At 72.0% G+C, this 25,013-nt stretch carries 27 protein-coding genes; 20 read left to right on the top strand and 7 right to left on the bottom strand.

Annotation, left to right across the window (positions count from 1 at the left end):
* Positions 1–7 precede the first annotated feature (7 nt).
* The 15 genes from HUO13_RS23620 to hypB all read left to right on the top strand — a co-directional run bounded on the left by HUO13_RS23620 (position 8) and on the right by hypB (position 10,283).
* Positions 8–1,798, top strand: a complete 1,791-nt coding sequence (locus HUO13_RS23620) for a nickel-dependent hydrogenase large subunit (protein WP_211897269.1) — start codon at positions 8–10, stop codon at positions 1,796–1,798.
* A 15-nt stretch (positions 1,799–1,813) separates the two neighbouring features.
* On the top strand, positions 1,814–2,353 hold the full coding sequence (locus HUO13_RS23615; protein ID WP_211897268.1) for a NifU family protein: 540 nt from the start codon (positions 1,814–1,816) through the stop codon (positions 2,351–2,353).
* Between the two features lie 3 nt (positions 2,354–2,356).
* Positions 2,357–3,013 carry a DUF5947 family protein gene (locus HUO13_RS23610; RefSeq protein ID WP_211897267.1) on the top strand — a complete coding sequence of 219 codons (657 nt, stop codon included), beginning with the start codon at positions 2,357–2,359 and terminating at the stop codon, positions 3,011–3,013.
* 1 nt (position 3,014) lies between these two features.
* Positions 3,015–3,224 (top strand): hypothetical protein, encoded by a 210-nt coding sequence (locus tag HUO13_RS23605; protein WP_211897266.1) that lies wholly within the window; start codon positions 3,015–3,017, stop codon positions 3,222–3,224.
* A complete protein-coding gene (locus tag HUO13_RS23600) occupies positions 3,221–3,934 on the top strand; it encodes a DUF6084 family protein (protein ID WP_211897265.1) in 714 nt (237 codons plus the stop codon). The genes HUO13_RS23605 and HUO13_RS23600 overlap by 4 nt, the downstream gene beginning before the upstream one ends.
* Positions 3,931–4,653 (top strand): hypothetical protein, encoded by a 723-nt coding sequence (locus HUO13_RS23595; RefSeq protein WP_211897264.1) that lies wholly within the window; start codon positions 3,931–3,933, stop codon positions 4,651–4,653. Before HUO13_RS23600 ends, HUO13_RS23595 begins: the two co-directional genes overlap by 4 nt.
* A gap of 7 nt (positions 4,654–4,660) precedes the next feature.
* A complete protein-coding gene (locus tag HUO13_RS38145) occupies positions 4,661–4,792 on the top strand; it encodes a DUF6893 family small protein (RefSeq protein ID WP_282974317.1) in 132 nt (43 codons plus the stop codon).
* 120 nt (positions 4,793–4,912) lie between these two features.
* Complete coding sequence (locus HUO13_RS23590; protein WP_211897263.1) at positions 4,913–5,536, top strand: D-sedoheptulose-7-phosphate isomerase; 624 nt, start codon at positions 4,913–4,915, stop codon at positions 5,534–5,536.
* Complete coding sequence (locus HUO13_RS23585; protein WP_211897262.1) at positions 5,533–5,763, top strand: HypC/HybG/HupF family hydrogenase formation chaperone; 231 nt, start codon at positions 5,533–5,535, stop codon at positions 5,761–5,763. The genes HUO13_RS23590 and HUO13_RS23585 overlap by 4 nt, the downstream gene beginning before the upstream one ends.
* Positions 5,760–6,440 (top strand): D-sedoheptulose-7-phosphate isomerase, encoded by a 681-nt coding sequence (locus HUO13_RS23580; protein WP_249123984.1) that lies wholly within the window; start codon positions 5,760–5,762, stop codon positions 6,438–6,440. Before HUO13_RS23585 ends, HUO13_RS23580 begins: the two co-directional genes overlap by 4 nt.
* Positions 6,441–6,466: 26 nt before the next feature.
* Positions 6,467–6,739, top strand: coding sequence for a HypC/HybG/HupF family hydrogenase formation chaperone (locus tag HUO13_RS23575; RefSeq protein ID WP_009945357.1), 273 nt, complete (start codon positions 6,467–6,469; stop codon positions 6,737–6,739).
* A 10-nt stretch (positions 6,740–6,749) separates the two neighbouring features.
* Entirely contained in the window at positions 6,750–7,877 is a 1,128-nt protein-coding gene (gene hypD / locus HUO13_RS23570; protein ID WP_211897261.1) for a hydrogenase formation protein HypD, read from the top strand.
* A 65-nt stretch (positions 7,878–7,942) separates the two neighbouring features.
* Positions 7,943–9,055: a hydrogenase expression/formation protein HypE gene (gene hypE / locus HUO13_RS23565; RefSeq protein ID WP_249125161.1), complete on the top strand. Its 1,113-nt coding sequence runs from the start codon at positions 7,943–7,945 to the stop codon at positions 9,053–9,055.
* A gap of 10 nt (positions 9,056–9,065) precedes the next feature.
* Complete coding sequence (locus tag HUO13_RS23560; protein ID WP_211897260.1) at positions 9,066–9,395, top strand: hydrogenase maturation nickel metallochaperone HypA; 330 nt, start codon at positions 9,066–9,068, stop codon at positions 9,393–9,395.
* 3 nt (positions 9,396–9,398) lie between these two features.
* Positions 9,399–10,283: a hydrogenase nickel incorporation protein HypB gene (hypB, locus tag HUO13_RS23555; protein WP_249123983.1), complete on the top strand. Its 885-nt coding sequence runs from the start codon at positions 9,399–9,401 to the stop codon at positions 10,281–10,283.
* Here the strand turns inward: hypB and hypF are convergent.
* Positions 10,234–12,492, bottom strand: coding sequence for a carbamoyltransferase HypF (gene hypF, locus HUO13_RS23550; protein WP_249123982.1), 2,259 nt, complete (start codon positions 12,490–12,492; stop codon positions 10,234–10,236). The genes hypB and hypF overlap by 50 nt on opposite strands.
* Positions 12,493–12,651: 159 nt before the next feature.
* Here hypF and HUO13_RS23545 point away from each other — a divergent pair, with 159 nt between their 5' ends.
* Positions 12,652–13,392, top strand: coding sequence for a hypothetical protein (locus tag HUO13_RS23545; protein ID WP_211897259.1), 741 nt, complete (start codon positions 12,652–12,654; stop codon positions 13,390–13,392).
* 97 nt (positions 13,393–13,489) lie between these two features.
* Here HUO13_RS23545 and HUO13_RS23540 read toward each other — a convergent pair whose 3' ends face one another.
* Positions 13,490–14,374: a LysR family transcriptional regulator gene (locus HUO13_RS23540; RefSeq protein ID WP_211903084.1), complete on the bottom strand. Its 885-nt coding sequence runs from the start codon at positions 14,372–14,374 to the stop codon at positions 13,490–13,492.
* A 112-nt stretch (positions 14,375–14,486) separates the two neighbouring features.
* Between HUO13_RS23540 and mgrA the strand changes: the two genes are divergently transcribed.
* Positions 14,487–15,533: an L-glyceraldehyde 3-phosphate reductase gene (gene mgrA / locus HUO13_RS23535; protein WP_211897258.1), complete on the top strand. Its 1,047-nt coding sequence runs from the start codon at positions 14,487–14,489 to the stop codon at positions 15,531–15,533.
* Between the two features lie 7 nt (positions 15,534–15,540).
* Here the strand turns inward: mgrA and HUO13_RS23530 are convergent, their stop codons facing one another.
* Positions 15,541–16,497, bottom strand: a complete 957-nt coding sequence (locus HUO13_RS23530) for a LysR family transcriptional regulator (RefSeq protein WP_211897257.1) — start codon at positions 16,495–16,497, stop codon at positions 15,541–15,543.
* A gap of 166 nt (positions 16,498–16,663) precedes the next feature.
* Here HUO13_RS23530 and HUO13_RS23525 point away from each other — a divergent pair, with 166 nt between their 5' ends.
* On the top strand, positions 16,664–18,577 hold the full coding sequence (locus tag HUO13_RS23525) for a collagenase (RefSeq protein ID WP_249123981.1): 1,914 nt from the start codon (positions 16,664–16,666) through the stop codon (positions 18,575–18,577).
* 50 nt (positions 18,578–18,627) lie between these two features.
* On the opposite strand, the gene HUO13_RS23520 is transcribed toward HUO13_RS23525, so the two are convergent.
* The 4 genes from HUO13_RS23520 to HUO13_RS23505 form a co-directional block, all read right to left on the bottom strand.
* Positions 18,628–19,452, bottom strand: a complete 825-nt coding sequence (locus tag HUO13_RS23520; RefSeq protein WP_211897256.1) for an NAD(P)H-binding protein — start codon at positions 19,450–19,452, stop codon at positions 18,628–18,630.
* 145 nt (positions 19,453–19,597) lie between these two features.
* On the bottom strand, positions 19,598–20,380 hold the full coding sequence (locus HUO13_RS23515) for a crotonase/enoyl-CoA hydratase family protein (protein WP_211897255.1): 783 nt from the start codon (positions 20,378–20,380) through the stop codon (positions 19,598–19,600).
* Positions 20,381–20,422: 42 nt separating this feature from the next.
* The gene (locus HUO13_RS23510; protein ID WP_211897254.1) at positions 20,423–22,066 is read right to left on the bottom strand and encodes an acyl-CoA dehydrogenase family protein; all 1,644 of its coding nucleotides are present in this window, start codon (positions 22,064–22,066) and stop codon (positions 20,423–20,425) included.
* Positions 22,050–22,661, bottom strand: coding sequence for a TetR/AcrR family transcriptional regulator (locus HUO13_RS23505; protein WP_211897253.1), 612 nt, complete (start codon positions 22,659–22,661; stop codon positions 22,050–22,052). Before HUO13_RS23505 ends, HUO13_RS23510 begins: the two co-directional genes overlap by 17 nt.
* Positions 22,662–22,784: 123 nt before the next feature.
* Here HUO13_RS23505 and HUO13_RS23500 point away from each other — a divergent pair, with 123 nt between their 5' ends.
* A complete protein-coding gene (locus HUO13_RS23500; protein ID WP_211897252.1) occupies positions 22,785–23,201 on the top strand; it encodes a nuclear transport factor 2 family protein in 417 nt (138 codons plus the stop codon).
* Positions 23,202–23,687: 486 nt separating this feature from the next.
* Positions 23,688–24,986, top strand: a complete 1,299-nt coding sequence (locus HUO13_RS23495; protein WP_211897251.1) for a sensor histidine kinase — start codon at positions 23,688–23,690, stop codon at positions 24,984–24,986.
* Positions 24,987–25,013: the final 27 nt, after the last annotated feature.

Below are 25,013 nucleotides of genomic sequence, written 5' to 3'. Positions count from 1 at the left end.
CGCACACATGGCCACTCAGCGGACCAAAGCCGGTGCGCAGCAGCGCAACATCGTCGACGTCGAGTTCGACCCGATCACCCGGATCATCGGGAACCTGGGCATCTACACCAAGGTCGACTTCACCAACAACGAGGTCGTGGAGTGCAAGAGCACGTCCTCGATCTTCCGCGGCTACAGCGTCTTCATGAAGGGCAAGGACCCGCGCGACGCGCACTTCATCACCAGCCGGATCTGCGGCATCTGCGGTGACAACCACGCGGTCTGCTCGATCTACGCGCAGAACATGGCCTACGGGGTCAAGACCCCGCCGCTGGGCGAGTGGATCATCAACCTCGGCGAGGCGGCCGAGTTCATGTTCGACCACACCATCTTCCAGGACAACATGGTCTTCATCGACTTCTGCGAGAAGATGGTCTCGGAGACCAACCCCGGCGTCGTCCGGCAGGCCGAGCAGAAGTCCGCGCCGCGCGGCGACATCCACGGCTACCGCACCATCGCCGACATCATGCGCTCGTTCAACCCCTTCGAGGGCGAGATGTACAAGGCGGCGCTGGAGATGAGCCGGGTGACCCGGGAGATGTGCTGCCTGATGGAGGGCAGGCACGTACACCCGTCGACGCTGTACCCGGGCGGGGTGGGCACGGTGGCCACGCCGCAGGTCTTCACCGACTACCAGGTCCGGCTGGTGCGGGTGCTGGACTTCGTCAAGCGCGCCGTGGCGATGAACGACGACGTCTTCGACTTCTTCTACGAGGCGCTGCCCGGCTACGAGGAGGTCGGCAGGCGGCGCACGCTGCTGGGCTGCTGGGGCTGCTTCCAGGACCCGGAGGTCGTCGACTACGACTACCGCAACATGACCGAGTGGGGCCGGTCGATGTTCGTCACGCCCGGCATCGTGGTGGACAACGAGCTGGTCACCACCAGCCTGGTCGACATCAACCTCGGGATGCGCATCCTGCTCGGCAGCTCCTACTACGAGGACTGGGCAGGCGAGCACACGTTCGTCGACCGCGACCCGCTGGGCAACCCGGTCGACCAGCGCCACCCGTGGAACCAGACCACGCTGCCCGCGCCGCAGAAGCGCGACCTCGACGGCGGCAACTACAGCTGGGTGATGAGCCCGCGCTGGTTCGACAAGCGCACCGGCGACCACCTCGCGCTGGACACCGGCGGCGGGCCGATCGCGCGGTTGTGGGCCACGGCGCTGGCCGGGCTGGTCAACACCCCCTACGTGCGTTCCACCGGACGTAGCGTGCAGATCGACCTGCCGCGCGGCCAGTCGCTGCCCGACATGCAGCTGGAGTGGACGCCGCCGGCGTTCCCCAACACCATCGAGCGCAACCGCGCGCGGATGTACTTCGTCGCCTACGCCGCGGGGATGGCGCAGTACTTCCTGGACCGCGCGCTGGCCGAGGTCCGCTCGGGAAACACCAGGGTGTTCGCCGACTTCGACGTCCCGGACGAGGCGATCGGCGTCGGATTCCACGAGGCCGTGCGCGGTGTGCTGTCGCATCACCTGGTCATCCGCGACGGCAAGATCGCCAACTACCACCCGTACCCGCCGACGCCGTGGAACGCCAGCCCGCGCGACTTCTACGGCACGCCAGGGCCCTACGAGGACGCGGTGCAGGGCCAGCCGATCTTCGAGGAGAACGGGCCCGACGACTTCAAGGGCATCGACATCATGCGCACCGTGCGCAGCTTCGACCCGTGCCTGCCGTGCGGGGTCCACATGTACCTCGGCGGTGGCCGGGTGCTGCAGAAGTCGCATTCGCCGATGTTCGGCGGCTCGGCGTGACGGGACGGGGACGCCATGTCTTGGGACGATGAGCAGACCAGGGAGCACGTCGGCCGGGTCGAGTCGCTGCTGTCGGCGCTGGAGGCGCGCCAGGACGCCGCAGGCGCGCAGGCGCTGGAGGCGGTGCGGGCGCTGGTCGCCCTCTACGGCGACTGCCTCGCGCGGGTGGTGGAGCGCGTCGAGCGCTCCGGCGACCGCGCGCTGCTCACCGAGCTGGGCGAAGACGAGCTGGTCTCGCACCTGCTGCTGGTGCACGACCTGCACCCGGTGGACACCGAGACCAGGGTGCGGCGGGTGCTGGCCGAGGTGGCGCGTTTCGCGGGCGGCGGCGTGGAGCTGCTGTCCTTCACCGACGGGGCGGTGCGCGTGCGGATCGGACCGGGCGGCTGCGGTTCGACGTCCGCTCGTCTGCGCGCGGCCGTGGAGGACGCCGTCGCGCAGGCCGCCCCTGAGGTCGGCCGCGTCGAGGTGGTGGAGGAGCAGGCGCCGAAGGCGGCGGCGGTGATCCCGGTGGAGGCGCTGTTCGCCGGTGGAAGCGTTCCGGGTGGTGCGTGAGCGATGACGCGTGCGTTCGCAGGTTCACCGCTGCGCCGGATGGCGCGGGGGCAGCCGGCCGCGGCGGAGGCCGCACCCGAGGAACGCTGCGACCTGTGCTCCGAACCGCTGCCCGGAGGCCACCGCCACCTCGTCGACCTCGGAACCGGCGAGATCTCCTGCGCGTGCCAGCCCTGCGGTGTCCTGTTCGACCAACGCGCCGCGGGCGGCGGCCACTACCGGCTGATCCGCACCCGCCCGCGCCTGCTGGAGGACTTCCGGCTCGACGACCTCGGCTGGGCCGCCCTGGGAATCCCGGTGGACCTGGCCTTCTTCGTGCGCAGCGGCGAATCGGACCGCGTCACCGGCTACTACCCGAGTCCGATGGGGACGATGCGCTCCGAGCTGGAGCTCGGCACGTGGCAGGAGGTCGTCGAGGACAACCCGGTGCTGGGCGGCCTGGAACCGGACGTTGAGGCGCTGCTGGCCAACCGCGTCCGCGGTGCGCGCGAGTACTGGCTGCTGCCGCTCGACGAGTGCTACCGGCTGGTGGCGGTGCTGCGCACCCGGTGGCAGGGCTTCAACGGCGGCGACGAGGTCTGGGAGCACGTGCGGCGGTTCTTCGCCGAGCTGTCCCCGGACGCCGGCAGACGGGCCGGGCCCGCAGGTGGGGAGGAATGACATGGCCAGGATCAGAGTGGGCAGACCGGACGTGAAGGTCGACGGGCCCTCCCACACCCGGGGTGTGCCGGAGGGCAACACCGAGGGCAACTACGAGCGGCAGCGCGGTCACCTGCCCGACGGCACCTCGACCGCCGCGCGCTCCACGGGGATCCGGCCGAGGGGCAAGGGGCCGATCCTGCCGGGCATGCCGAACCTGTCGCCGTCGTGACCACCGGCGAGCGGGAGATCCCGACCGGAGCCGGTGTGCCGGACGGGCGCCAGGCTGCGCCGGAGCTGGCCTTCCAGGTGACCGGCGCGGCACCGGTGCGCTTCGCGGCGGTGCCGACGCTGTCGTTCCGGATCGGGGTGAGCAGGACCGGCGGCGGGCCGGTCCGCTCCATCACGCTCACCACGACCGTCCGGATCGCGGCGCCCAGACGCCGCTACCGGCCGGCGGAGCAGGCGATGCTCACCGAGCTGTTCGGCACTCCCGACCAGTGGGCCCGCACGATGCGTCCGCTGCCGTGGGCGCGGGCGACGACCGTGGTCGCGCCGTTCACCGACAGCACCGCGACCGAGGTGCCCGTGGTGTGCACGTGGGACGTCGAGCTGGCCGTGGCCAAGTACTTCCTCGCGGTACGGGACGGCGGTGTCCCGCTCGACTTCATGTTCAACGGCACGGTCTTCTTCGAAGGCGAGGACGCGCGGCTGCGCACCGCGCAGATCTCGTGGTCGACCGACACGACGTTCGTGTTGCCCTCCGAGCTGTGGCACGAGGTGGTCGGCTCCTCATCGCCCGGCAGCGCGTGGCTGCGCCTGTCCCGGGACACCTTCGAGCGGCTGTACGCGCACAGGAGCCGCTCCGCGGCAGGTGGGTGGGACGAGGTGGTCAACGCACTGCTCGACGACGTCGAGCCGGAACCGGGACGGCAGCCATGAGCGCGGTGGAGCGGCCCGCGGGCCGGGGCGTCGAGTTCCGCAGGGGCGGCCGGGTCCGGCTGCGGCCCTCGCAACGCGCCGACATCGTCGATCTGACGCTGTCGGGCCGGACCGCGCGGGTCGACCGGGTGGAGGAGTACGAGGACGGCCGGATCCACGTCGTGGTCGCACTCGACGGTGACCCCGCCTGCGACCTCGGCGCGATGAGTCAGATCGGACACCGGTTCTTCTTCGCTCCCGAGGAGCTGGAACCGATCGACGACGAGCGGAACGGCAGCGCCGTGCTGGTGGCCGCGGTCGGTGACGCGTTCGTCCCCGGTGGCCGATTCGGCGCGTCCGTGGTCGAGCGGCTGCGGGAGCGCGAGCACCGGCACGACGTGCGCCTCAACGACTTCGGTATCCGGACCTCGGATCTCGTGCGCGCGGTGGCCGACGAGGACTTCCACGCCGTGCTGCTCGTCTGCGCGCTGCGGCAGGGCAGGCAGCCCGGTGCCGTGTCGGTGTGGGAGGCCGCCGCGGTGACCACTCCGGAGTCCGACGACGCGGCGTTCGTCTTCGCCCTCACGCGACGGCTCCAGCCGCACTGCGGCCGGGTCCTCGTGCTGGCCGGTGAACCAGCGCGCGGCGGCGCGGCCGAACAGCTCGACGAAGCGGTCCGGGTCCTCGACATCCTGGTCGGGGACATCACGACGGCCCGCCAGGCACCGACAGGACGGTGAGTTCCCCATGTGCGACGACATCCACATCTCGCGGCGGGCGCTGCGCATCACCGCGGCCCTCCTCGCCGCCACCGCGGTGTTCGCGGTGCTGAAACAGCTTCCGGAGATCCGGCGTTATCTCAAGTCCGAGCGGATGTGAACGACCGTCCACCATCGACGGTCGTCACGCACAGGCGGGCCTGATCGATTTGTGGGCCCGCCGCACCGGACTTAGCTTGAGATCGCCCGCGAACACGGACCCATGGGGAGAAGTGACCGCATGCAACGGTCGTCCGACAACGGCGCCTGCGACGAGCTGGACGCGATCTTCGCGCGCCGTGCCGAGCCCGTGGCCGAACTGCTGGACGACGCGGAGGCGGTCGCGCGGACCTGCCACGCGATGGCACGCCGGTTCCACGCGGGCGGCAAGCTCGTCGTCTTCGGCAACGGCGGTCCCAGCACCGACGCCCAGCACGTGGCGGTGGAGTTCGTGCACCCCGTGATCGTGGGCAAACGCGCGCTTCCGGCGGTCTCGCTCACCTCCGACGTGGCCACCGTGACCGGCGTCGCCAGCGGCAGCGGCCTCGACGAGATCTTCGCCCACCAGGTGCACCACCTCGCCGACCCCGACGACATCGCGCTGGGCATCTCCACCGACGGGCGGTGCGCCAACGTCCGCCGCGGGCTGGAGGCGGCGCGCGCCCGGGGGCTGCTGACCGTCGGGCTGGTCGGCGGCGACGGCGGTTCGATCGCGGCTGGCGGGTTCGACCACGTGCTCATCGCCCGGGCCACCGATCCGCGCGTCGTCAAGGAGGTGCACGTGACGATGTACCACGTGCTGTGGGAGCTGGTGCACGTGTTCTTCGACCACCCGGGCACGCTCGAGGCGGAGGCGGTCGCATGAGCGCCGGGCCGTCGCGGGAGCAGGCGCCGGCGTGCACCGGCGATCGCTGCGTGACGTGTTCGGACGAGGCGGTCGCCGTCGAGGTCGTGCGGCTGCTCGACGACGGGCTGGCGCTGGTCGCCACCGACGCGGGCGAGGAGGAAGTGAGCGTCGCGCTCGTCCCGGCCCGGGCAGGCGACACCGTGCTGGTCCACGCCCGCGAAGCCATCGCGATCGTGAAGGGGTGAGCGACGTGGACTCCACCCGCGGCGAGGTTACCGGGACCGAGGCGCTCTACCCGTTCCTCAGCTCCGCCCACACCGACGTCGGCGACGTGCTGAGCGAGGTCAGCCGGTCCACGCAGGACAAGGTTCGGGAGATCATGGCGCTGCGCGAGCAGGTCCGCCTGCGCGACGGCAGGAAGCTGGTCGAGTGCGCCGAGGCGATGGCCGAGCGCTTCCGCGCCGGGGCGAGGTTGTTCGCCTTCGGCAACGGCGGCAGCTCCACCGACGCCCAGGACCTGGCGAGCCTGTTCCTGCACCCGGGACCGGGCTGGCGCGCACTGCCCGCGTTCGGCCTCACCAGCGACATCGCCGTGGTCACGGCGCTGTCCAACGACGTCGGCTTCGACGTGGTCTTCGCCCGCCAGATCGGCGCGTTCGGGCGGCCCAAGGACATCGCCGTCGGGCTGTCCACCAGCGGCAACTCGGCCAACCTCCTGCGCGCCTTCGACGAGGCCGCGCGCCGCGGGATGCTCACCGTGGGCATCGCGGGCGACCAGGGCGGGAAGATGGCCGAGTCCGGCAGCATCCACCACCTGTTCGTCGTGCCGTCGGCCTCGGTGCACCGCATCCAGGAGGCGCAGACGACGCTCTACCACGCGCTGTGGGAGCTCACCGCCGCGGCGCTGGGGCCCGCCGACTGACTGAACGACCGACCTGGGGAGAGCAGATGTGCCTGGCGATTCCGGGTGAGGTGCTCGAAGTCCTCGCCGACCGGCCCGAACTGGCCAAGGTGGACGTCAGCGGCGTCCGGCGCAACATCAACATCGGCCTGCTGGGCGACGAACCGCCGGAGCCGGGTGAGTGGGTGCTGATCCACGTCGGCTTCGCTCTGTCCAAAATAGACGAGTCCGAGGCTCGGGCGGTCCTGGAGTTCCTGGAGAGCGTCGGCCAGGCCTACGCCGACGAGCTCGAAGCCCTGCACGACTCGCGCATCGACTAGGAGCCGCCCCATGCGTTTCGTCGACGAGTACCGCGACGCGGCCAAGGCCCGCGCGCTGTCGGCCAGGATCAGGGAGCTGTGCGAACCGGGCAGGCAGTACAAGTTCATGGAGGTGTGCGGCGGGCACACCCACACGATCTACAAGCACGGCCTGGAGGACTACCTCCCGGAGAACATCACGCTGGTGCACGGGCCCGGCTGCCCGGTGTGCGTGATCCCGATGGGGCGCGTCGACGACGCGATCCACATCGCGGGCCGCCCCGGCGTGCTGATGACCTCGTTCGGCGACATGATGCGGGTGCCCGGCGGCAACGGCACCTTCTTCGACTCCAACGCCGAGGGCACCAACATCAGGATGGTCTACTCGCCGCTGGACTCGCTCAAGCTCGCGCGGCAGAACCCCGATCTGCACGTGGTGTTCATGGCCATCGGGTTCGAGACCACCGCGCCCTCCACGGCGATGACGCTGCTGCGCGCGGAGGAAGAGGGGCTGGAGAACTTCTCGGTCTTCTGCAACCACGTGACCATCATCCCGGCGCTCAAGGCGATCCTGGACTCGCCGGACCTCCGGCTCGACGGGTTCCTCGGCCCCGGCCACGTCTCGACGGTGATCGGCTGCCGTCCCTACGAGTTCATCGCGCGCGACTACGGCAAGCCGCTGGTGGTCGCCGGATTCGAGCCGCTGGACATCCTGCAGTCGGTCTACATGCTGCTGCTCCAGCTCGCCGAGGGCCGCTCGGAGGTCGAGAACCAGTACACCCGCGTCGTGCCGTGGAACGGCAACACGACGGCGCTGGCGGTCATCTCCCGGACCATGGAGCTGCGCCCGTACTTCGAATGGCGCGGGCTGGGCTTCATCTCGCACTCTGCGCTGCGCCTGCGCGAGCGCTACGCGCGGTTCGACGCCGAGAGGCTGTTCGAGCTGCCCGGGGTCCGCGTCGCCGACCCGAAGGCCTGCCAGTGCGGCGAGGTCCTGAAGGGCGTGCTCAAACCGTGGGAGTGCAAGGTGTTCGGCACCGCGTGCACCCCGGAGACGCCGATCGGGACGTGCATGGTCTCGCCGGAGGGCGCCTGCGCCGCCTACTACAACTTCGGCCGCTTCAGCCGCGAACGCGTCAAGGAGGCGAGCAGGACGTGAGCAGCGATCAGGACGCAGGCGCCGGCGTGGAGCCGGGACGCACGCCGGGCTGGGTCGCCGACGCGATGGCGCACCACGGGCAGGACGGCCAGCCGGGCTCCGGCCACGCCACGCGCGAGGAGCAGGTCCTCGAACGCATCGACCGGGCGCGCCGGCGCAAGGCGAAGGTCAAGGAGGAGCGCATCACGCTGGCCCACGGTTCGGGTGGCAAGGCGACCCAGACGCTGGTCGAGGCGATCTTCCTGGAGAGCTTCCGCAACCCGCTGCTGGAGCGGATGGAGGACGGCGCGCAGCTCGCGGTCAACGGGTCACGGCTGGCGTTCACGACCGACTCGTTCGTGGTCTCCCCGCTGTTCTTCCCGGGCGGGGACATCGGCGACCTCGCCGTAAACGGCACGGTGAACGACCTGGCCGTCTCCGGATCGACCCCGCTCTACCTGTCGGCGGGCTTCATCATCGAGGAGGGCTTCGCGGTCGCAGATCTGACCCGCATCGTCGAGTCGATGTCGGCGGCGGCCGCCCGCGCGGGCGTGCAGGTCGTCACCGGGGACACGAAGGTCGTGCAGAAGGGCAAGGCGGACGGCTGCTACGTCAACACCGCAGGCGTCGGCCTCGTCGAGACCGGCCACCGGCTCGGAGCCGACACCGCCCGGCCCGGTGACGCGGTGCTGGTGTCGGGCCCCGTCGGGGACCACGGCGTGACGGTGATGCTGGCACGCGGCGAGCTGGACATCGACGCCGACATCACCTCGGACACCGCGGCCGTCAACGGCATGGTCGCCGAGCTGCTGCGCGCCGTTCCCGGCGTACGGGCGATGCGCGACGCGACCCGCGGCGGCGTGGCCACCGTGCTGAACGAGCTCGCCAGGGCCTCGAACGTGTCGGTCGTGGTGAACGAGGCCGAGGTGCCGGTGCGCACCGAGGTTCGCGGCGCCTGCGAGCTGCTGGGCATCGACCCGCTCTACGTCGCGTGCGAAGGCCGGATCGTGGTGGTCGTCGACGGAGCGCAGGCCGAGACCGCGCTGGCGGCGTTGCGGTCGCACCCGCTGGGCGGCGGAGCGGCGCTGATCGGGCGGATCGGGGACGACCCGCCGGGGCTGGTGCTGCTCAACACCGCGTTCGGCGGCACCAGGATCGTCGACCTGCTCGTCGGCGACCCGCTGCCCCGGATCTGCTGAGCGCGGCGGCGTGCACGAGCTGGGGATCACCCAGGGCATCGCGGAGGCGGTGCTCGACGCCGTCGCCGGCGCCAGGGTCACCTGCGTGCACCTGGAGATCGGCACGCTCTCCGGGGTGGTCGCCGACTCCGTGCGGTTCTGCTTCGACCTGGTCGCCGAGGGCACCGCGCTGGAGGGCGCAAGGCTGGAGATCGCCGAACCGGCCGGGCGGGGTGCGTGCCGCGACTGCGGGAACGAGTTCGACCTGGCCGGCCCGATCGCGCTCTGCCGCTGCGGTGGGGGCGACGTGGAGATCCTGGCCGGCCGCGAACTGCGGATCAGATCGGTGGAGGTGGAGTAGACGATGTGCGCCACGTGCGGATGCTCGGACGACGCGGGCACGCGGATCAGCGGCCCGGAGGCGGACGACCACGGCGAAGGGCAGGAACACGGCCACGATCACGGCCACCGCCACGGCCACGACAACGGCCACGGGCATGGGCACGGCCACGGTCACGGCCACGCCGACCCGGGCGACGCGCGGACGATCGACCTCGAACAGCGGGTGCTGGCCAAGAACGACCGGCTGGCCGAGCACAACCGCCGGTGGCTGTCCGGCAACGCGATCCTCGCTCTCAACCTGATGAGCTCGCCGGGCTCGGGCAAGACCACGCTGCTCGAACGCACGCTGCGCGAGCTCGGCACCGAGGTCGGTGTGTCGGTGGTCGAGGGCGATCAGGAGACCCGCTTCGACGCCGAGCGCATCCGCGCCACCGGCTGCCGGGTCGTGCAGGTCAACACCGGAGCGGGCTGCCACCTCGACGCCGGCATGCTCGGCGACGCCCTGCGGGCGCTCGAGCCACCGCGGCGCTCGGTGGTCTTCGTGGAGAACGTGGGCAACCTGGTGTGCCCGGCGCTTTTCGACCTGGGGGAGCGGTTCCGGGTCGTGATCGCCTCGGTCACCGAGGGCGCGGACAAGCCGCTGAAGTATCCGCACATGTTCCGCACCGCGGATCTGGTGCTGCTGAACAAGGTCGACCTCCTGCCGCACCTGGACTTCGACGTCGAGGCGTTCACCGCGAACGTGCGGCAGATCAGGCCGCAAGCGCGGATCCTGGAGGTCTCGGCCACCACCGGCCAGGGGCTGGACTCCTGGTACGGCTGGCTTCGCGAGAGCCTGGCGGCTCCGGGAGACGCGGTCAGCGCAGCCGGTCCCGTGCCCCGGCGACAACCGCCTGGCCGAAGCTGATCCCGCCGTCGTTGGCGGGCACCCGGGAGTGGGTCAGGGTGCGGAAGCCGCGCGACTCCAGCCGGGCCACCGTTCGCTCCAGCAGCAGCATGTTCTGGAACACCCCGCCCGAGAGGGCGACCGCGTGCAGGCCCGTCGAGAGCCTGATCCGCTCGCACGCCTCGGTGACCAGCCGCGCCAGTCCGTTGTGGAATCTCGCTGACACGACAGGAGGTAGCACACCTGCGCGCACGTCGTGGACGGCGGCACGCACCAGGTCGGTGGCCGGGATGGTTCCGCCCTGGGGGTCTCCCACCCGGTACGCGCCGGGCTCGTGCCGGTCGGCGAGCTGTTCGAGCTCGATCGCGGCCTGGCCCTCGTAGCTGACCGCGTCGCGGATGCCGAGGATCGCGGCCACCGCGTCGAAGAGCCGCCCCGCGCTCGAGGTCAGCGGAGAGCTCAGGCCGTGCTCGACGAGCTGCGCGACCTCGGGCCAGCTCGGGTTGCGGTGCAGCACGTCGTCCTCCGCCAGCTCCCCGCATGCCATCAGGTGGGAGACCGCCATCCGCCAGGGCTGCCGGATGGCTGCGGCGCCGCCGGGCATGGGGACCGGCGCGAGGTGCGCCGCGCGTTCGAAGTCGGCGAGTCCGGTCACCAGGAACTCCCCGCCCCACAGGGTGCCGTCGGTGCCGTAGCCCAGTCCGTCGAACGCGACGCCGATCACCGGCCCGGTCTCGGCGTTGTCGGCCATGCACGAGGCGATGTGCGCGTGGTGGTGCTGGACGCCGGCCAGCTCGACGTCCGGTAGCTCGCGGGCGTACTTGGTCGACAGGTACTCGGGATGCAGGTCGTGCGCCACCACCGCGGGCCGCACGTCGAACAGCTTGCGGAAGTGCTCGACGCCGTCGGTGAACGACTTCAGCGTCTCGTAGTTCTCCAGGTCTCCGATGTGGTGGGAGACGAAGACGTGACGCTGCTTGGCGACGCTGAAGGTGTTCTTCAGCTCCGCGCCGCAGGCGAGCACGGGACGCGGGAACTCCCAGGGCACGGCAAGCGGTTCCGGGGCGTAGCCCCGGGACCGGCGTACCAGCATCGGCCTGCCGCGGAACGCGCGCACCACCGAGTCGTCGGTGCGGACGTGGATGGGGCGGTCGTGGGTGAGGAACGCGTCGGCGATGCCGGAAAGCCGCCGCAGCGCGTCGTCGTCCTGGTGGGCGATGGGTTCGTCGGAGACGTTGCCGCTGGTGAGCACGATCGGGGTGGCGCATCGGCGCAGCAGGAGGTGGTGCAGCGGCGTGTACGGCAGCATGAGCCCGAGCCGCGGGTTGCCCGGTGCCACCGCGGAGGCGATCGGCCCCGTGCCGGACCGCAGCCGCAGCAGCACGATCGGGCGGCGTCGCGAGGTCAGCAGCTCGGCCTCGGTGTCGTCGAGCGTGCACAGCTCGCGGGCGTCGTCCACAGTGGCCACCATCACCGCGAACGACTTGTCCTCGCGCAGTTTCCGCTTGCGCAGCGCCAGCGCCGCGTCCTCGTCGGTGGCGTCCGCGGCGAGGTGGTAGCCGCCGAGCCCCTTGACCGCCAGCACTTCGCCGCGCGCCAGCACCGCCGCGGCCTCCTCGACCGGGTCGCCGTGGCGCGGCGCGCCGGATGCGTCGAGCAGGGTGAGCGCCGGCCCGCACGCCGGGCAGCACACCGGTTGGGCGTGGAAGCGCCGGTCGGTGGTGTCGCCGTACTCCGCGGCGCAGGCGGCGCACATGGCGAAGCCTGCCATCGTGGTCAGCGGACGGTCGTAAGGCACGTCGCGGACGATGGTGAACCGCGGGCCGCAGTTGGTGCAGTTGACGAAGGGGTAGCCGAAGCGCCGGTCGCCGGGGTCCGACAGCTCGCGGAGGCAGTCGTCGCAGGTGGCGCTGTCGGCCGACACAAGCGTTTCGCGGTGGCCTGCCGACGAGCTGGCGACGATGCGGAAACCGGTGTCGCCCAACGGCTCCACCGGCACCGCCGCGACGTCCTCGACCACCGCCAGCGGCGGGGCCTGGGGGCGCAGGGACGCCACGAACAGCTCGACGGCTTCCTCGGAGCCCTCCACCTCGACGAACACGCCGTGCAGGTCGTTGCCGACGTGTCCGCCGAGACCGAGCCGGGTGGCCAGCGAGTGGACGAAGGGGCGGAAACCCACGCCCTGCACCACACCCTGGACCCTGACCCGCACCCGGACTCGCCCGTTCACCCGTCCAGTGTCCCGCCGGTCCGCGACCACAGCCATCCGGCGGAACCGGCGCCGGTCCGCGTTCATCCGCGCACCGACGGTGTTTTCGCGCTGCTGGTAGCTGCGAGCTGTCCTCCAGTCGGTGGCATCCCGCCGCCCGGATGTGCTAAGTCGGGAGGCATGGTCATCCGGATCCCCACGCCCAGTGATGTTCTCGGCCTGGCGAAGTCCACGGTCGGGTGGGCAGTCGAGTCGGCCACCGCGGTCGCCGCCTTGCCGGGCCGCGTGCTCGGGCTGGTCGACGGGGCGGAGGCCCTGCTGACCCGCGTGCAGGCGGTCGCCGACCGCGCCGACGAGCTCGTCCAGCGCACAACGAGGACCGCCGAGGACGCCGAGGCGCTGCTGCGGGACACCCGCGCGGTCGCCGACGCGGCCCGCGCGGCGGTTGCCGACGCGGGGCGCATCGCCGCCACCACCGAGGGCCTCGTCAACCGCGCCGGTGGTGTCACCGACGAGGCGGCGAAGACGATCGTCGAGGCCCAGCGCGCGACCTCGACCGCAGACGGGCTGCTGGCCGCCTACGCGCCGATGGCACGGCGGTTCGCCCCGCTGGCCGACCGGTTCGTCGACGAGCTCTCCGACAAGGAGGTCGACGCCGCGATCCGGCTCGTGGACGAGCTGCCCGTGCTGACCGAGCACGTGCTCCGGGACGTGCTGCCGATCCTGCGCACGCTGGACCGCGTCGGCCCCGAGATCCACGAGCTGCTGGAGGTCACCCACGACGTCCGGCGCGCGATAGTCGGCATCCCCGGCTTCCAGTTCTTCCGGCGCAGGGGCGAGGAGCGGGTCAGCGAGGAGGAGGTCGCCAAGCCGCAGGCCGACCACTACGGCCCCGGCCCGGCGGCGGACTCGGCGCGGTAGGCCGCCGCGGCGCGAAGCACGCCGGCTCGGCGCCGGTGGAACCCACCCTGCGCGCGCAGAGACCCGCGCTGCGGGCCGCCGCGCCGCAGGCCCGGCCTCAGGTGGATGCGCCCCTGCTCGCTTCCTGGACGTCGGCCAGCAGGGCCGCCGCGGCGGTGCTGGTCGGATCGCCGGTGATGGCCACCGTCTCCCAGGTCGGCGCGGGGGAGGCGAGCGGGACGAAGCGCACCTGCCCGTTCTTGGCCGAGAACGACCGCGGCACCAGGGCGATGCCCAGCCCGCAGGCGACCAGCTCCAGCAGCGAGTGCACGTCGGTGACCTCGAGGGCGACCCGCCGCTCGACCCCGGCTTCGGTCAGCACGCGGTCGACCACGTCGCGCGTTCCCCAGTCGCGGTGGAAGTCGACGAACGGCTGCTCGCCCAGCTCGCGCGGGTCGACCTGGTCGCGCTGGGCCAGGGAGTGGCCACCAGCGCAGGCCAGGACCAGCGGCTCGTTGTCGAGGCTGTGCACCAGCACGCCGTCCGGGCAGCGGGCGGGCCGGACGGCGAAGGCGAGGTCCAGGCGTCCGGTGCGCACCTGCTCGGCGAGGTCTCCCGAGCCGCCCTGGCGGAGCCGGACCTCGATGCCCGGGTGCGCGTTGACGAAGCCGGCCAGCACCGCGGGCAGGTCCACCACGTGCAGGCACTGCAACGTGCCGATGGACAGCTCGCCTCGCAGCAGCCCGTTGACGGCCGCGACCGCGTCGCGTGCCGAGTCGACCGCGCAGAGTGCCCGCCGGGCCTCGTGGAGCAGGGCGTGACCGGCGGCGGTGAGCGTGACGTTGCGGGTCGTGCGGTGCAACAGCGGCGCTCCCAGCTCCCGCTCCAGCGACCGGATGGACGCCGACAGCCCGGACTGCGCGACGTGCAGCCGCTTGGCGGCCCGGGTGAAGTGGCACTCCTCCGCGACCGCGACGAAGTACTCCAGTTGCCGCAGCTCCATCGGGATCAATCGCTCTCGTTGCTGGAATCGATCACTTTCTTCTGTTGGACAGCTTAATCGATCCGCGGCAGCCTTGCCCCGTCATCACCGCACCCCCGACTGGAGGAACCTGATGCCGACCCGCGCTGACGAACCCGCCGCGGACCGCTACGACCGGATGCCCTACCGGCGCTGCGGCCGCAGCGGACTGCGACTGCCCGCGGTGTCGCTCGGCCTGTGGCACAACTTCGGCGACGACCGGCCGTTCGAGGTGGGCAGCCGGATCGTGCGCCGCGCGTTCGACCTCGGCGTCACGCACTTCGACCTGGCCAACAACTACGGCACGCCCTACGGCTCGGCGGAGCGCAACTTCGGCCGCATGCTCGCCGCCGACCTGCGCGGACACCGGGACGAGCTGGTCATCTCGACCAAGGCGGGCAACGACATGTGGCCCGGGCCCTACGGCGTCGGGGGGTCGCGCAAGTACCTCACCGCGTCGCTGGACCAGTCGTTGCGCCGCCTCGGGGTGGACTACGTCGACATCTTCTACTCGCACCGCTTCGACCCCGAGACCCCGCTGGAGGAGACGACGGGCGCGCTGGCCTCCGCGGTGCGCCAGGGCAAGGCGCTCTACGTCGGCATCTCCTCGTACTCCCCCGAGCAGACCCGCCAAGCCGAGGCCCTGCTGCGCGCCGAAGGCGTGCCGCTGCTGATCCACCAGCCCTCGTACTCGATGTTCGACCGGTGGATCGAACCGGAGCTGCTCGACGTCGTGGGAGGTGCGGGCGTCGGCTGCATCGCGTTCTCGCCGCTCGCGCAGGGTCTGCTGACCGACCGCTACCTCGACGGCGTGCCGGCGGACTCGCGGGCGAGGCGGGCGAGTTCGCTGCCCTCGGACCTGCTGTCCGACCAGGTGCTCGCGCGGGTGCGCGCGCTCGACCGCATCGCCCGCGGGCGCGGCCAGTCGCTGGCCGCCCTCGCGCTGACCTGGGCGCTGCGCGATCTCCGGATGACCTCGGTGCTTGTCGGGGCCAGCTCGGTCGAGCAGCTGGAGAACAACATCGCCGCGGTCGCCGCGGCGCCGCTGACCGCCGGCGAGCTCGAGGAGATCGACCAGTACGCCGCCGCCGGCGGAGCGGACCTCCGCCAGACCCTCGAGGCGGCGACCGCCAGGGCCTGAGCCGGAGTCAGACCGCCGGGTGGGTTTCCGGATGCGCCCGCCACCAGCGGTGGAACACCGGGTTGTCGCGGACGTGGGCCAGGTAGGCGTGAGCGAGCTCGCGGTAGAGGGTGCCGGCCTGCTCGCGGGTCAGGCGGTCCTGCCGCCAGGCCACCACAAGCCTGCCCACCAGCGGCTCGCCGTCGAGCGGGAGCACGACCGCACCGTCGGGCGCCGGCCACGACGGGTCGACCAGCCGGATCGCGTGGCCGCCCGCGACCAGCTCCCGCGCGCCGCCGCTGGGCGCCTCGAACCGCACCTTCGGTTCGAACCCGGCGGCGAGGCAGGCGGCGCGCAGCGAGGCCAGCGAGCCGTCGTCGGCGCCCGGCGGCCCGACCCACGACTCGTCGCACAGGTCGGCCAACCGCACGCGCTGTTCCCGTGCCAGCCGGTGACTCGCCGCCAACGCGACGAAGATCGGGTAGCGGGGCACCAGCGCGCGCCCGGTCACCGGTCGTCGCAGAGGAACGTCGTGGCCTTCCATGTGGGCCACCAGCGCGGCGTCGTAGCGCCCGTTCGCCAGGGCGTCGCCCAGCACCGCCGCCGACGACTCGATGTGCAGCGTGACGCCGTGGCCGGGCAGCGCGACCGGGGCGCGCTCGGCGATGCTGGGCACGCACGCCAGGTGCGCGCATCCCAGCCGCATCGGACGCGTCGGCGGCGGTGCGCCCGGCAGGTCGCCGAACAGCGAGTCCACTTCCGAGAGCACGATCCTGGCCCGGTCGATGACTCGGCGCCCGAAGGACGTCGGCGAGACCCCGGTGCGGCTGCGGACGAACAGCGCGTCGCCCAGGGCTTTCTCGATGCCGTGCAGGTGGGTGCTCAGCGCGGGCTGGCTGAGCCCGACCCTGGCCGCCGCCCGCGTGATGCTGCCGGTCTCCGCGATGGCGCAGATCATGCGGAGCTCACGGATGTCCAGTGCCATAGCCGAACTCTATGGCCGCGCTTATGACCGCGGGCGATCTTTCGTTGCCAGACTTCCCGCGGTGTAGGCACGTTCCGGCACCGGTCCGCCGCTCGGACGGCGAATCCGGGGACGTGCGACCGGTTGGAGGCCCGTGCCGGGCCAACGCCATCTTGGGAGGTCCTCCGTGCTGTTCTTACCCCCGCGCCCCGGGTGCGGCAGACGCCTGTCGCTGTCCCGGATCGCGGTCGTCGTCGTGATGTCCGTGCTCGTGCCGTTCACCGCCATCCCAGGACCGGTGTCCGCCGCACCGGGACCGCTGCCGCGGACGAGCGGGCAGGAGCACGTGGGATGGCTGCCCGCCGAGCAGCGGCCGCCGCGTGCAGCCGACACCGCCGCGTTGCGGCGTCAACACGACGATCCGGTGCAGAGCCCGCCGCGGCCGTCGATGCACACCACCGGCGAGCCGGTGGCCTGCGACCCGGCGAACTTCACCGGCAACACCGGCGCCGAGCTCGTGCGCCAGATCCGGGCCGTCACGACCGAATGCGTCAACACGCTGTTCGGGTTGACGGGCGGCGATGCCCGCGGTGCCTTCCGCGAGGAGCAGATGGTGACCGTCGCCAACGCCTACCGGGACAACGCCCTCGGCTACCCCGGCGACAACAGCACCGCCACCGCGCAACTCGTGCTGTACCTGCGCGCCGGCTACTACGTGCAGTGGAACCAGCCCGACGTGGTGGGGGAGTACGGTCCGGCGCTCAAGAGCGCGATCCAGGGCGCCCTGGACGCGTTCTTCGCCAACCCCCGCTCCGGCACCGTCAGCGACGCCAACGGCGAGGTGCTGGCCGAGTCGGTGACGCTCGTCGACAGCGCGCAGGAGAACGCCCGCTACCTTGGCGTGGTCGAGCGGTTGCTCACCGGCTACGACAGTTCCTACGACCAGTACTGGTGGATGGTCAACGCGGTCAACAACGTCTACACCGTGCTGTTCCGCGGGCACCAGCTTCCCGAGTTCGTCCAGGCGGTGCAGGCCGACCCCCGCGTGCTGGAGGTGCTGCGCGATTTCGCGTTGCAACACCTCGATCTGCTCGGCACCGACCGTGCGTACCTGACCTCCAACGCCGGTCGTGAGCTGGCGCGCTTCCTCCAGCACGAAGCGATGCGCCCGGCCGTGCGGCCGATGGTCCGGGAGCTGCTGGGGCGCAGCGAGATGACCGGGCCGACCGCGGCGCTGTGGGTCGGGGTGGCCGAGATGACCGACGCCCACGACCAGTCGAACTGCGCCGAGTACGGGACCTGCGACCTGCAACGGCGGCTGGCCGAGGCCGTGCTGACCGTCCGGCACACCTGCTCCCCGAGCATCGCGGTCCGGGCGCAGCAGATGGCCGCCGAGGAACTGGAGGCGACCTGCGCGAGCCTGACCGGGCAGGACGCGTTCTTCCACGACAAGGTCCAGGACAGCGGACCCGTGGCCGACGATCTCAACACGACCGTCGAGGTCGTCGCCTTCGACTCCAGCGCCGGCTACCAGACCTACGCGGGGGCCATCTTCGGCATCGACACCAACAACGGGGGCATGTACCTGGAAGGCGACCCGTCCGCGCCCGGCAACCAGCCGAGGTTCATCGCCTACGAGGCCGAATGGCTGCGCCCGGAGTTCGCGATCTGGAACCTCAACCACGAGTACACCCACTACCTCGACGGCCGCTTCGACATGTACGGCGACTTCGCCGAGTCCACAAGCACGCCGACCGTGTGGTGGCTGGAAGGGATCGGTGAGTACATCTCCTACTCCTACCGCGATCTGCCGTACCAGGAGGCGATCGAGGAGGCGGGCAGGCACACCTACGCGCTCAGCGAGCTGTGGAACACCACCTACGACGCCGACACCACGCGCGTCTACCGATGGGGCTACCTGGCCGTCCGGTACATGGCCGAGCGGCATCCGGCGGAGCTGGCATCGGTCCTCGGCCACTACCGCACCGGTTACTGGCAGGCCGCGCGGGACCTGTTGACCCGCACCATCGGCACGAGTTTCGACCAGGACTGGCACGCGTGGCTGGACCAGTGCGCCGCGGGAGCCTGTTCCCAGCCCTGACAGCTCCTGCCGCCCGGACCCGGCACGGGCGCCGGGTGCGGGCGGTGCGGTCAGCTCAGGAGGAAGGCCTCGACGTTCTCCTCGGCCCACTGGGCGAAAGTCCGCGCCGGGCGCCTGGTGATCCGCTCGACCGTCGGCACCACGGTGTAGGCCGAGGGCGGCGGATCGGCGTGCCAGCCGATGACGAAGTCGACCACCTCCGCAGCGGCGCCCGTCGCGAGCAACCGCTCGCGAGCCTGCTCCATGCTGAGTTCGGTGTAGTCGATGGGCCTGCCCAGCGCGGAGGACAGGATGCCGACCTTCTCCGCTACGGTCAACGCCTCCGGCCCGCTCAGCACGTACTCCGCGCCGGCGTGGCCGTCCTCGGTCAGCGCCCGCACCGCCACCGCGGCGATGTCGGCCTCGTGCACCACTGCGCCGCGCACGTCCGCGAACGGCTCCCGGACCACGCCTTCCGAGCGCACCGAATCTGCCCAGCCGAGCGCGTTCGCCATGAACTCGACCGGTTGCAGCGCCGTCCACTCCAGTCCGCTCGCCTCCACGGCCCGCTCCACGGGACCGCGTTCGCCGCTCCACAGCATTGTCACGCGGCGGACTCCCGCCTCCTCGGCGAGCCGCACGATCTCAGGTCCCGTCCGCAGTGCGGTCCCGTCCGCGCCGTCGAAGGTGATCAGGTGCATCGCCGTCACTCCGGCCAGGGCGGGCGCGAGGCTCGCGGGCTCGGACAGGTCGCCCGCCACCACTTCCACGCCTTCCGGCAGCTTCGCGGTCGCCGGGTTGCGGGTCAGGGCGCGGACGCGCCGGCCGGCGCGGAGCAGTTGGTCCACCACGTGGCGGCCGACGTTGCCGGTAGCTCCGGTGACGAGGATCGTCATGCCTTTCCTCCCGTTCGCAAGGGGTTCAGGCACGACGCTATTCGTTCCAGTTAAGTAGAGGTCAAGTGTTCGCCGGGCCACAGCGCGGAAAGCTCTGGCACGGGCTGGTGCGTCCGGGCGGATGGGACGCAGCGCTCCACTCTGCTCACTCCGGGCCGTCGAAGGCGCCGTGACGTCCGGCGCCTTCGGCGAAGCGGGCGGCTCCGTCGAAGCCGTCGCCCGACAGCGACGCCATGCCCCTGGCGAACTCGCCCGCCATCGCGGCCCGCTCGTCGAGACCTTCCTGCTCCAGCAGGGACATCCGGTCGTTGCGCAGGCAGGTCTGCGGGAACCCCGCGATCTGACGCGCGAGGCGGCGCGCCTCCGGCAGCGCCTGCCCGGCCGGAACCACCCGGTTCGCGAGCCCGATCCGCAGCGCCTGGGCCGCGTCGACCGGCCGTCCGGTGAGGACCAGGTCCATCGCCACGCTCGCCCCGACGAGCCGGGGCAGCCGGACGGTGCCGCCGTCGACGAGCGGCACGCCCCAGCGCCGGCAGAACACGCCGAAGACCGCGGTCTCGTCGGCCACCCGCAGGTCCGCCCACAGCGCGAGTTCCAGTCCGCCCGCCACGGCGTGCCCGGCGACGGCGGCGATCACCGGTTTGGACAGCCGCATCCGGGACACGCCCATCGGCCCGTCACCGTCCGGGGCGACCCGGTTGCCGCGCCCCGCGCTGATCGCCTTCAGGTCCGCACCGGAGCAGAAGGTGCCGCCCTCGCCGTGCAGCACGGCCACCGACGCCTCGTCGTCGGCGTCGAAGGCCCGGAACGCGGCCGCGAGCGCATCGGCCGCGTCCCGGTCGACCGCGTTGCGGACCTCCGGGCGGTTCAGGCTGATCGTGGTCACCGCGCCCTCGCGGTGGACCAGCACGGGCTCCTCGGAGGCCATGGCGGTCCCTTCGTTTCCGTCCGATGTGGATGGTGGTGCCGGTCAGCTCTCTCCCGCGGCGCAGGGGCGAGCGCGGCGCAGGATGGCGGCGGTGTCGACCCCGCGCGGCAGCGTGCCGAACGCGACACCCCAGTCGCCGTCGAGCCTGGAGGCGCAGAAGGCGTCGGCGACGGCCGGGTTCCCGTGCTGGTGCAGCAGCGATCCCTGCAGGACCATGGCCATCAGCTCCACGACCCGGCGGGCCCGGTACTGCGCGTCCTCGAGGTCGCCGAGTTCCTTGCGCACCGACGCGATCGCGCGGTCCAGTCTGCCATCGACCCCGGCGGCTCGTTCGACCTCGGCGAAGTAGGCCTGCACCGACTCCGGCTGCTTGGCCATGGCCCGCAGCGCGTCGAGCGCGGCCACGTTGCCCGAACCCTCCCAGATCGAGGCCAGCGGCGACTCCCGGTACAGCCGGGGCATGCCGGACTCCTCGACGTAGCCGTTGCCGCCCAGGCACTCCAGCGCCTCCGCCGCGTGGGCGGGGGCGCGTTTGCACACCCAGTACTTGGTGACCGCCAGACCGATCCGGCGGAAGGTCTCCTCGCCGTCGTCCCCGGCCGCGGCGCGATCGACCGCGCCCGCCAGCCGCATCCCCGCCACGGTCGCGGCCTCGGCTTCCACCGCCAGGTCGGCCAGCACGTTGCCCATCAGCGGCTGGTCGACCAGCGGGTCGCCGAAGGCCCGGCGGTGGGTGGCGTGGTGCACGGCCTGGACCACACCCTGGCGCATGCCGGCGGCCGAGGCCACGGCGCAGTCGAGCCTGGTCAGGTTGACCATCCGGATGATGGTCGCCACGCCTCGGCCTTCCTCGCCGACCAGCCACCCGCGCGCATCCTCGTACTCGATCTCGGAGGAGGCGTTGGAGCGGTTGCCGAGCTTGTCCTTCAACCGCTGCAACCGGATCGCGTTGCGGGTGCCGTCGGACAGCACCCTGGGCAGCAGGAAGCACGACAGCCCGCCCGGGGCCTGCGCCAGCGTCAGGAAGACATCCGACATCGGCGCCGAGGTGAACCACTTGTGCCCGGTGAGGGCGTAGGTGCCGTCACCGGCGGGGACCGCGCGGGTCGTGTTCGCGCGGACGTCGGATCCACCCTGCTTCTCGGTCATGGACATACCCGCGATCAAGCCGCGCTTGCCGGTCGGCTCGCGCAGGCCGAAGTCGTAGACCGCCGAGGCGAGCAGCGGCTCGTACACCTCGGCGAGCTCGGGTGCCGCGCGCAACGCGGGGACGGCCGCGTAGGTCATCGAGATCGGGCACAGGTGCCCGGGATCGGTCTGCCCCCACACGTACATCTTCGCGGCCCTGGCCACGTGCGCGCCGGTGCGATCCTGCCGCCACGGTGCGGCGTGCAGGCCGTTGGTCACCGCGACGTCCATCAGGTCGTGCCAGTGCGGGTGGAAGTCGACCTCGTCGACGCGGTGGCCGTAGCGGTCGTGCGTGCGCAGCACCGGCGGGTACTGCTCGGCCAGCCGCGCCCATTCCTGGACCCGGGCGCTGCCGGCGAGCGTGCCGAGGGCGTGCAGCTCCTCCTCGGCCCAGGCCGCGCCTTCCCGGCGCAGGCCCTCCAGCAGCGCCGGATCGCCGGCGACGTCGTGGTCCACCAGCGGTGGGACCTGGTTGGTGACCTCATGCGTGACGGGCATCGGCGACTCCTAGCGCTCGCAGGGTGAAGGTGACCAGGGCGGGGATCGTGTCCGGGCCGGAGGCCCCCTCTGCCAGCGGGCCGACCAGGGCCTCCGCTCCGGCGCCCACCAGCGCCGCGGCCGTGACCCGGGGGTCCTGCGCGGGCAGCTCGCCGCGGTCGACGCCCTCGGCGATGTGCTCGGCGAAGACGTCGCGGAACGCCCGGCGGAACACCAGCCGCTCGGCGTCGACGGCCGGATCCACCGGCTCGGCCAGCAGCGCGTAGGCCAGCCGGGGAGCCTTGAGCGCACGAGCGGCGAAGGTCTCGATCACCGCCACGATGCGCTGGACGAGGTCACCGGGCCGCCGGGACGCCTCGGCCACCGCCGCGACCTCGCGGGAGACCACGGTGCGGAACAGCTCGGCGGCCAGCTCGGCCTTGCTGGGGAAGTGGCGGTACACGCTGCCGGTGGCGATCCCCGCCTCTGCCGCGACCGCGGCCATCGAGCACCCCGCGTAGCCCCGCTCGGCGAGCAGGGCGATCGCGGCGTCCAGGACGACCTGGCGCTGGGCGTCCATGCGGGCCTGCACGGCCGGGGTGCGTCGATAGGGCACGTGAAGAAGTGAACCACCGGTTCATCACTTCACGCAATGGCCCGCCGACCGCGGGTGCCGCGACGGCTCCACAGCCGGCCGTTGCCCGCTGCCGAGCACCGCGATGGCCGCTACTCTGCCGTGATGACCAGCCCGTCGAGCCCGCATGCCTCCGACGACGCCGTGGGGGACGAGCTCGTGGCGGTCGCCGACGACTGGGCGGCCGCGATCGTGTCCAACGACGCCGCCCGCATCGCCGCCTTCATGGCCGAGGACTGGGTGATCGTGTCGGAGTCCGGCATCTCTTCGAGGGCCGACTTCCTGGCGCTGGTCGACTCCGGAGACCTGAGCCACTCGGCGATGAGCAGGGTGGGCGCCGCGAGCGTCCGCGTCCACGAGGCCACCGCGGTCTACACGGCGAGGGTGACCAACACCGCCCACTACCGTGGCAGGCGCTTCGACGCCGACGAGTGGACCACCGACGTCTTCGTCCGGCGCGACGGCCGCTGGCTGTGCGTGCACAGCCACATCACACCCGCTGCGCAGGGCGGATCCCGCTAGCTGCCGGCTCCACTGAGGACGTTCGACTGCGCGGTGCTCCGGTCGCGGCGGGCGAAGGTTTGTCGGGCGGCCACGCGGCTCATCGGTCCCGTTCCCGGTTCTCCCAACCCCGCTGGCGGATTCTCACGTGGACGTCACCGAGGAAACGTAGTGCGGATGCCCTGTCCTTTAGGGCAGGGGAGGAAGCGCGCGTCAAGTCCAGGTCTGACCCTGTTACTGGTCCGGGTTGGGCTGGACCCGGCTTATGCCGAGAGCGCAAGACATCCCGGTGCGCAGGGCCGAAAGGCCGCTTGAGCCAGAAATCCCCGCGAACGCTCTGCAAGGCGAGAGAGATCACGAATCGCCCGCCTTCAGACGGGGGAGCAGTCAAGATCCGCCTTCGATCGGGCCGAGCGCTGGTCCTGGTCGCCGCGCGCGTGCTTTGATCGCGCGAGGGAGCCCGAGCCGTGTTGGGAGACTCGCGGTGGAGCGGAGAAGGGGGATCCGATGCGCGCGAACCCGGGGGCGGCGCCGGCACGGTGGATCACGCGCTACCTGTTCGGGACCGTGGCGCGGGGCAGCGCGGCGCTGGCCGCCGACCTGGCGGTGGTGGCGGTGTTCTCGGCGACCCACGTGCTCGCGGTGGTCCTGGAACCGACCGAGTCGGGTGAGCCGCAGTGGTGGCCGCTGCTGGTGAGCATCCCGGCGACCGCGGTGCTGCTGGGCTGGCGGCGCATGCCGTGGCCGGCGTTGCTGGTCACCTTGAGCGCCACCGTCGCGCTCACCGCGGCGCACGCCTCGATCGGCGCGTTGAACCTGGTCATCCTCGTCGAGATGTACGCGGTCTGCCTGCGCACCTCGCTCGCGGGCGTGGTGGTGGCCGCGCTGGTCGCCATGGTCTACCCGGTGGTCGACGCGCTGGAGCTGTCGCTGGGCGAGGGCTTCCTGCGGGTCTTCGGCGGGGCCGTCAACCTGGTGATGGTCATCGGCTGGGGCCGGGCGATGCGGGTGGCGCTGCGGCGCGAGCGCCAGCTCGAGCACACCGTGGTGCTGCTCGACGAGGCCCGCGACCAGATCGCCGCCGACGCGGCGGTGGTCGAGCGCGCCCGCATCGCGCGCGAGTTCCACGACGTGGTCTCCCACAACCTCTCGGTGGTCGCGCTGCGCGCCGGGGTGGCCCGTGCCGTCATGGAGCGCGACCCCGACCACGCCCGCGGCACGCTGCGGGAGCTGGAGGAGACCTCGCGTTCGGCGCTGGACGAGATGCGCAACGTGCTCACCGCCTTCCGCGAGGGAGCGGTGGCGCCACCGCACGCCGGACCCGCGCCGGGTGAGCTGGAGGAGGCCGAGCGCCAGCCCGCGCCGAGCCTGGACCGCGTCGACCTGCTGATCGACCGGGTGCGCAGCGCCGGGGTCTCCTGGCGGCTGGAGCGCCGCGGCGCCGTGCGGGGGCTCGGGCCGGGCGTGGAGATGAACGCCTACCGGGTGGTGCAGGAGGGGATCACGAACGTGCTCAAGCACGCACCCGGCGGTATCGCCCGGGTGCTGCTGGAGTACGGCAACTCCTCCTTGCGTATCGAGGTGACCAACCGCGACACCAACGCCGCCGCTCCGCGTCCGTCCACCGTCGACGCCCCGGCGCGGGCGGGCAACGGCCTGATCGGCCTGCGCGAGCGGGTCGCGCTGCTGGGCGGGTCGCTGACGGCCCACCCGGTTCCCGGCGGGTTCCACCTGGCCGCCGTGCTGCCGGTGAACGAGACGCAGGTGAGCGAGGCGCAGGTGAGCGAAGCGCCGGACGCGCGGTGACGGACGCGCGGTGACGGCGCACTCGCG

This window comes from Saccharopolyspora erythraea (genome assembly GCF_018141105.1).
GTDB lineage: Bacteria > Actinomycetota > Actinomycetes > Mycobacteriales > Pseudonocardiaceae > Saccharopolyspora_D > Saccharopolyspora_D erythraea_A.
Note: the sequence above shows the minus strand (reverse complement) of the source record. Positions and strands in the feature narration are given on the sequence as shown.

Coding starts and splice junctions, on each gene's coding strand:
- HUO13_RS23590 (WP_211897263.1), top strand. CDS start 4,913: ATGCAACGGTCGTCCGACAACGGCGCCTGCGACGAGCTGGACGCGATC.
- HUO13_RS23605 (WP_211897266.1), top strand. CDS start 3,015: ATGGCCAGGATCAGAGTGGGCAGACCGGACGTGAAGGTCGACGGGCCC.
- hypD (WP_211897261.1), top strand. CDS start 6,750: ATGCGTTTCGTCGACGAGTACCGCGACGCGGCCAAGGCCCGCGCGCTG.
- HUO13_RS23510 (WP_211897254.1), bottom strand. CDS start 22,066: ATGCCCGTCACGCATGAGGTCACCAACCAGGTCCCACCGCTGGTGGAC.
- hypE (WP_249125161.1), top strand. CDS start 7,943: ATGGCGCACCACGGGCAGGACGGCCAGCCGGGCTCCGGCCACGCCACG.
- HUO13_RS23495 (WP_211897251.1), top strand. CDS start 23,688: ATGCGCGCGAACCCGGGGGCGGCGCCGGCACGGTGGATCACGCGCTAC.
- HUO13_RS23615 (WP_211897268.1), top strand. CDS start 1,814: ATGTCTTGGGACGATGAGCAGACCAGGGAGCACGTCGGCCGGGTCGAG.
- HUO13_RS23520 (WP_211897256.1), bottom strand. CDS start 19,452: ATGACGATCCTCGTCACCGGAGCTACCGGCAACGTCGGCCGCCACGTG.
- HUO13_RS23595 (WP_211897264.1), top strand. CDS start 3,931: ATGAGCGCGGTGGAGCGGCCCGCGGGCCGGGGCGTCGAGTTCCGCAGG.
- HUO13_RS23540 (WP_211903084.1), bottom strand. CDS start 14,374: ATGGAGCTGCGGCAACTGGAGTACTTCGTCGCGGTCGCGGAGGAGTGC.
- HUO13_RS23610 (WP_211897267.1), top strand. CDS start 2,357: ATGACGCGTGCGTTCGCAGGTTCACCGCTGCGCCGGATGGCGCGGGGG.
- HUO13_RS23530 (WP_211897257.1), bottom strand. CDS start 16,497: ATGGCACTGGACATCCGTGAGCTCCGCATGATCTGCGCCATCGCGGAG.
- hypB (WP_249123983.1), top strand. CDS start 9,399: ATGTGCGCCACGTGCGGATGCTCGGACGACGCGGGCACGCGGATCAGC.
- HUO13_RS38145 (WP_282974317.1), top strand. CDS start 4,661: ATGTGCGACGACATCCACATCTCGCGGCGGGCGCTGCGCATCACCGCG.
- HUO13_RS23585 (WP_211897262.1), top strand. CDS start 5,533: ATGAGCGCCGGGCCGTCGCGGGAGCAGGCGCCGGCGTGCACCGGCGAT.
- HUO13_RS23575 (WP_009945357.1), top strand. CDS start 6,467: ATGTGCCTGGCGATTCCGGGTGAGGTGCTCGAAGTCCTCGCCGACCGG.
- HUO13_RS23545 (WP_211897259.1), top strand. CDS start 12,652: ATGGTCATCCGGATCCCCACGCCCAGTGATGTTCTCGGCCTGGCGAAG.
- HUO13_RS23620 (WP_211897269.1), top strand. CDS start 8: ATGGCCACTCAGCGGACCAAAGCCGGTGCGCAGCAGCGCAACATCGTC.
- mgrA (WP_211897258.1), top strand. CDS start 14,487: ATGCCGACCCGCGCTGACGAACCCGCCGCGGACCGCTACGACCGGATG.
- HUO13_RS23500 (WP_211897252.1), top strand. CDS start 22,785: ATGACCAGCCCGTCGAGCCCGCATGCCTCCGACGACGCCGTGGGGGAC.
- HUO13_RS23515 (WP_211897255.1), bottom strand. CDS start 20,380: ATGGCCTCCGAGGAGCCCGTGCTGGTCCACCGCGAGGGCGCGGTGACC.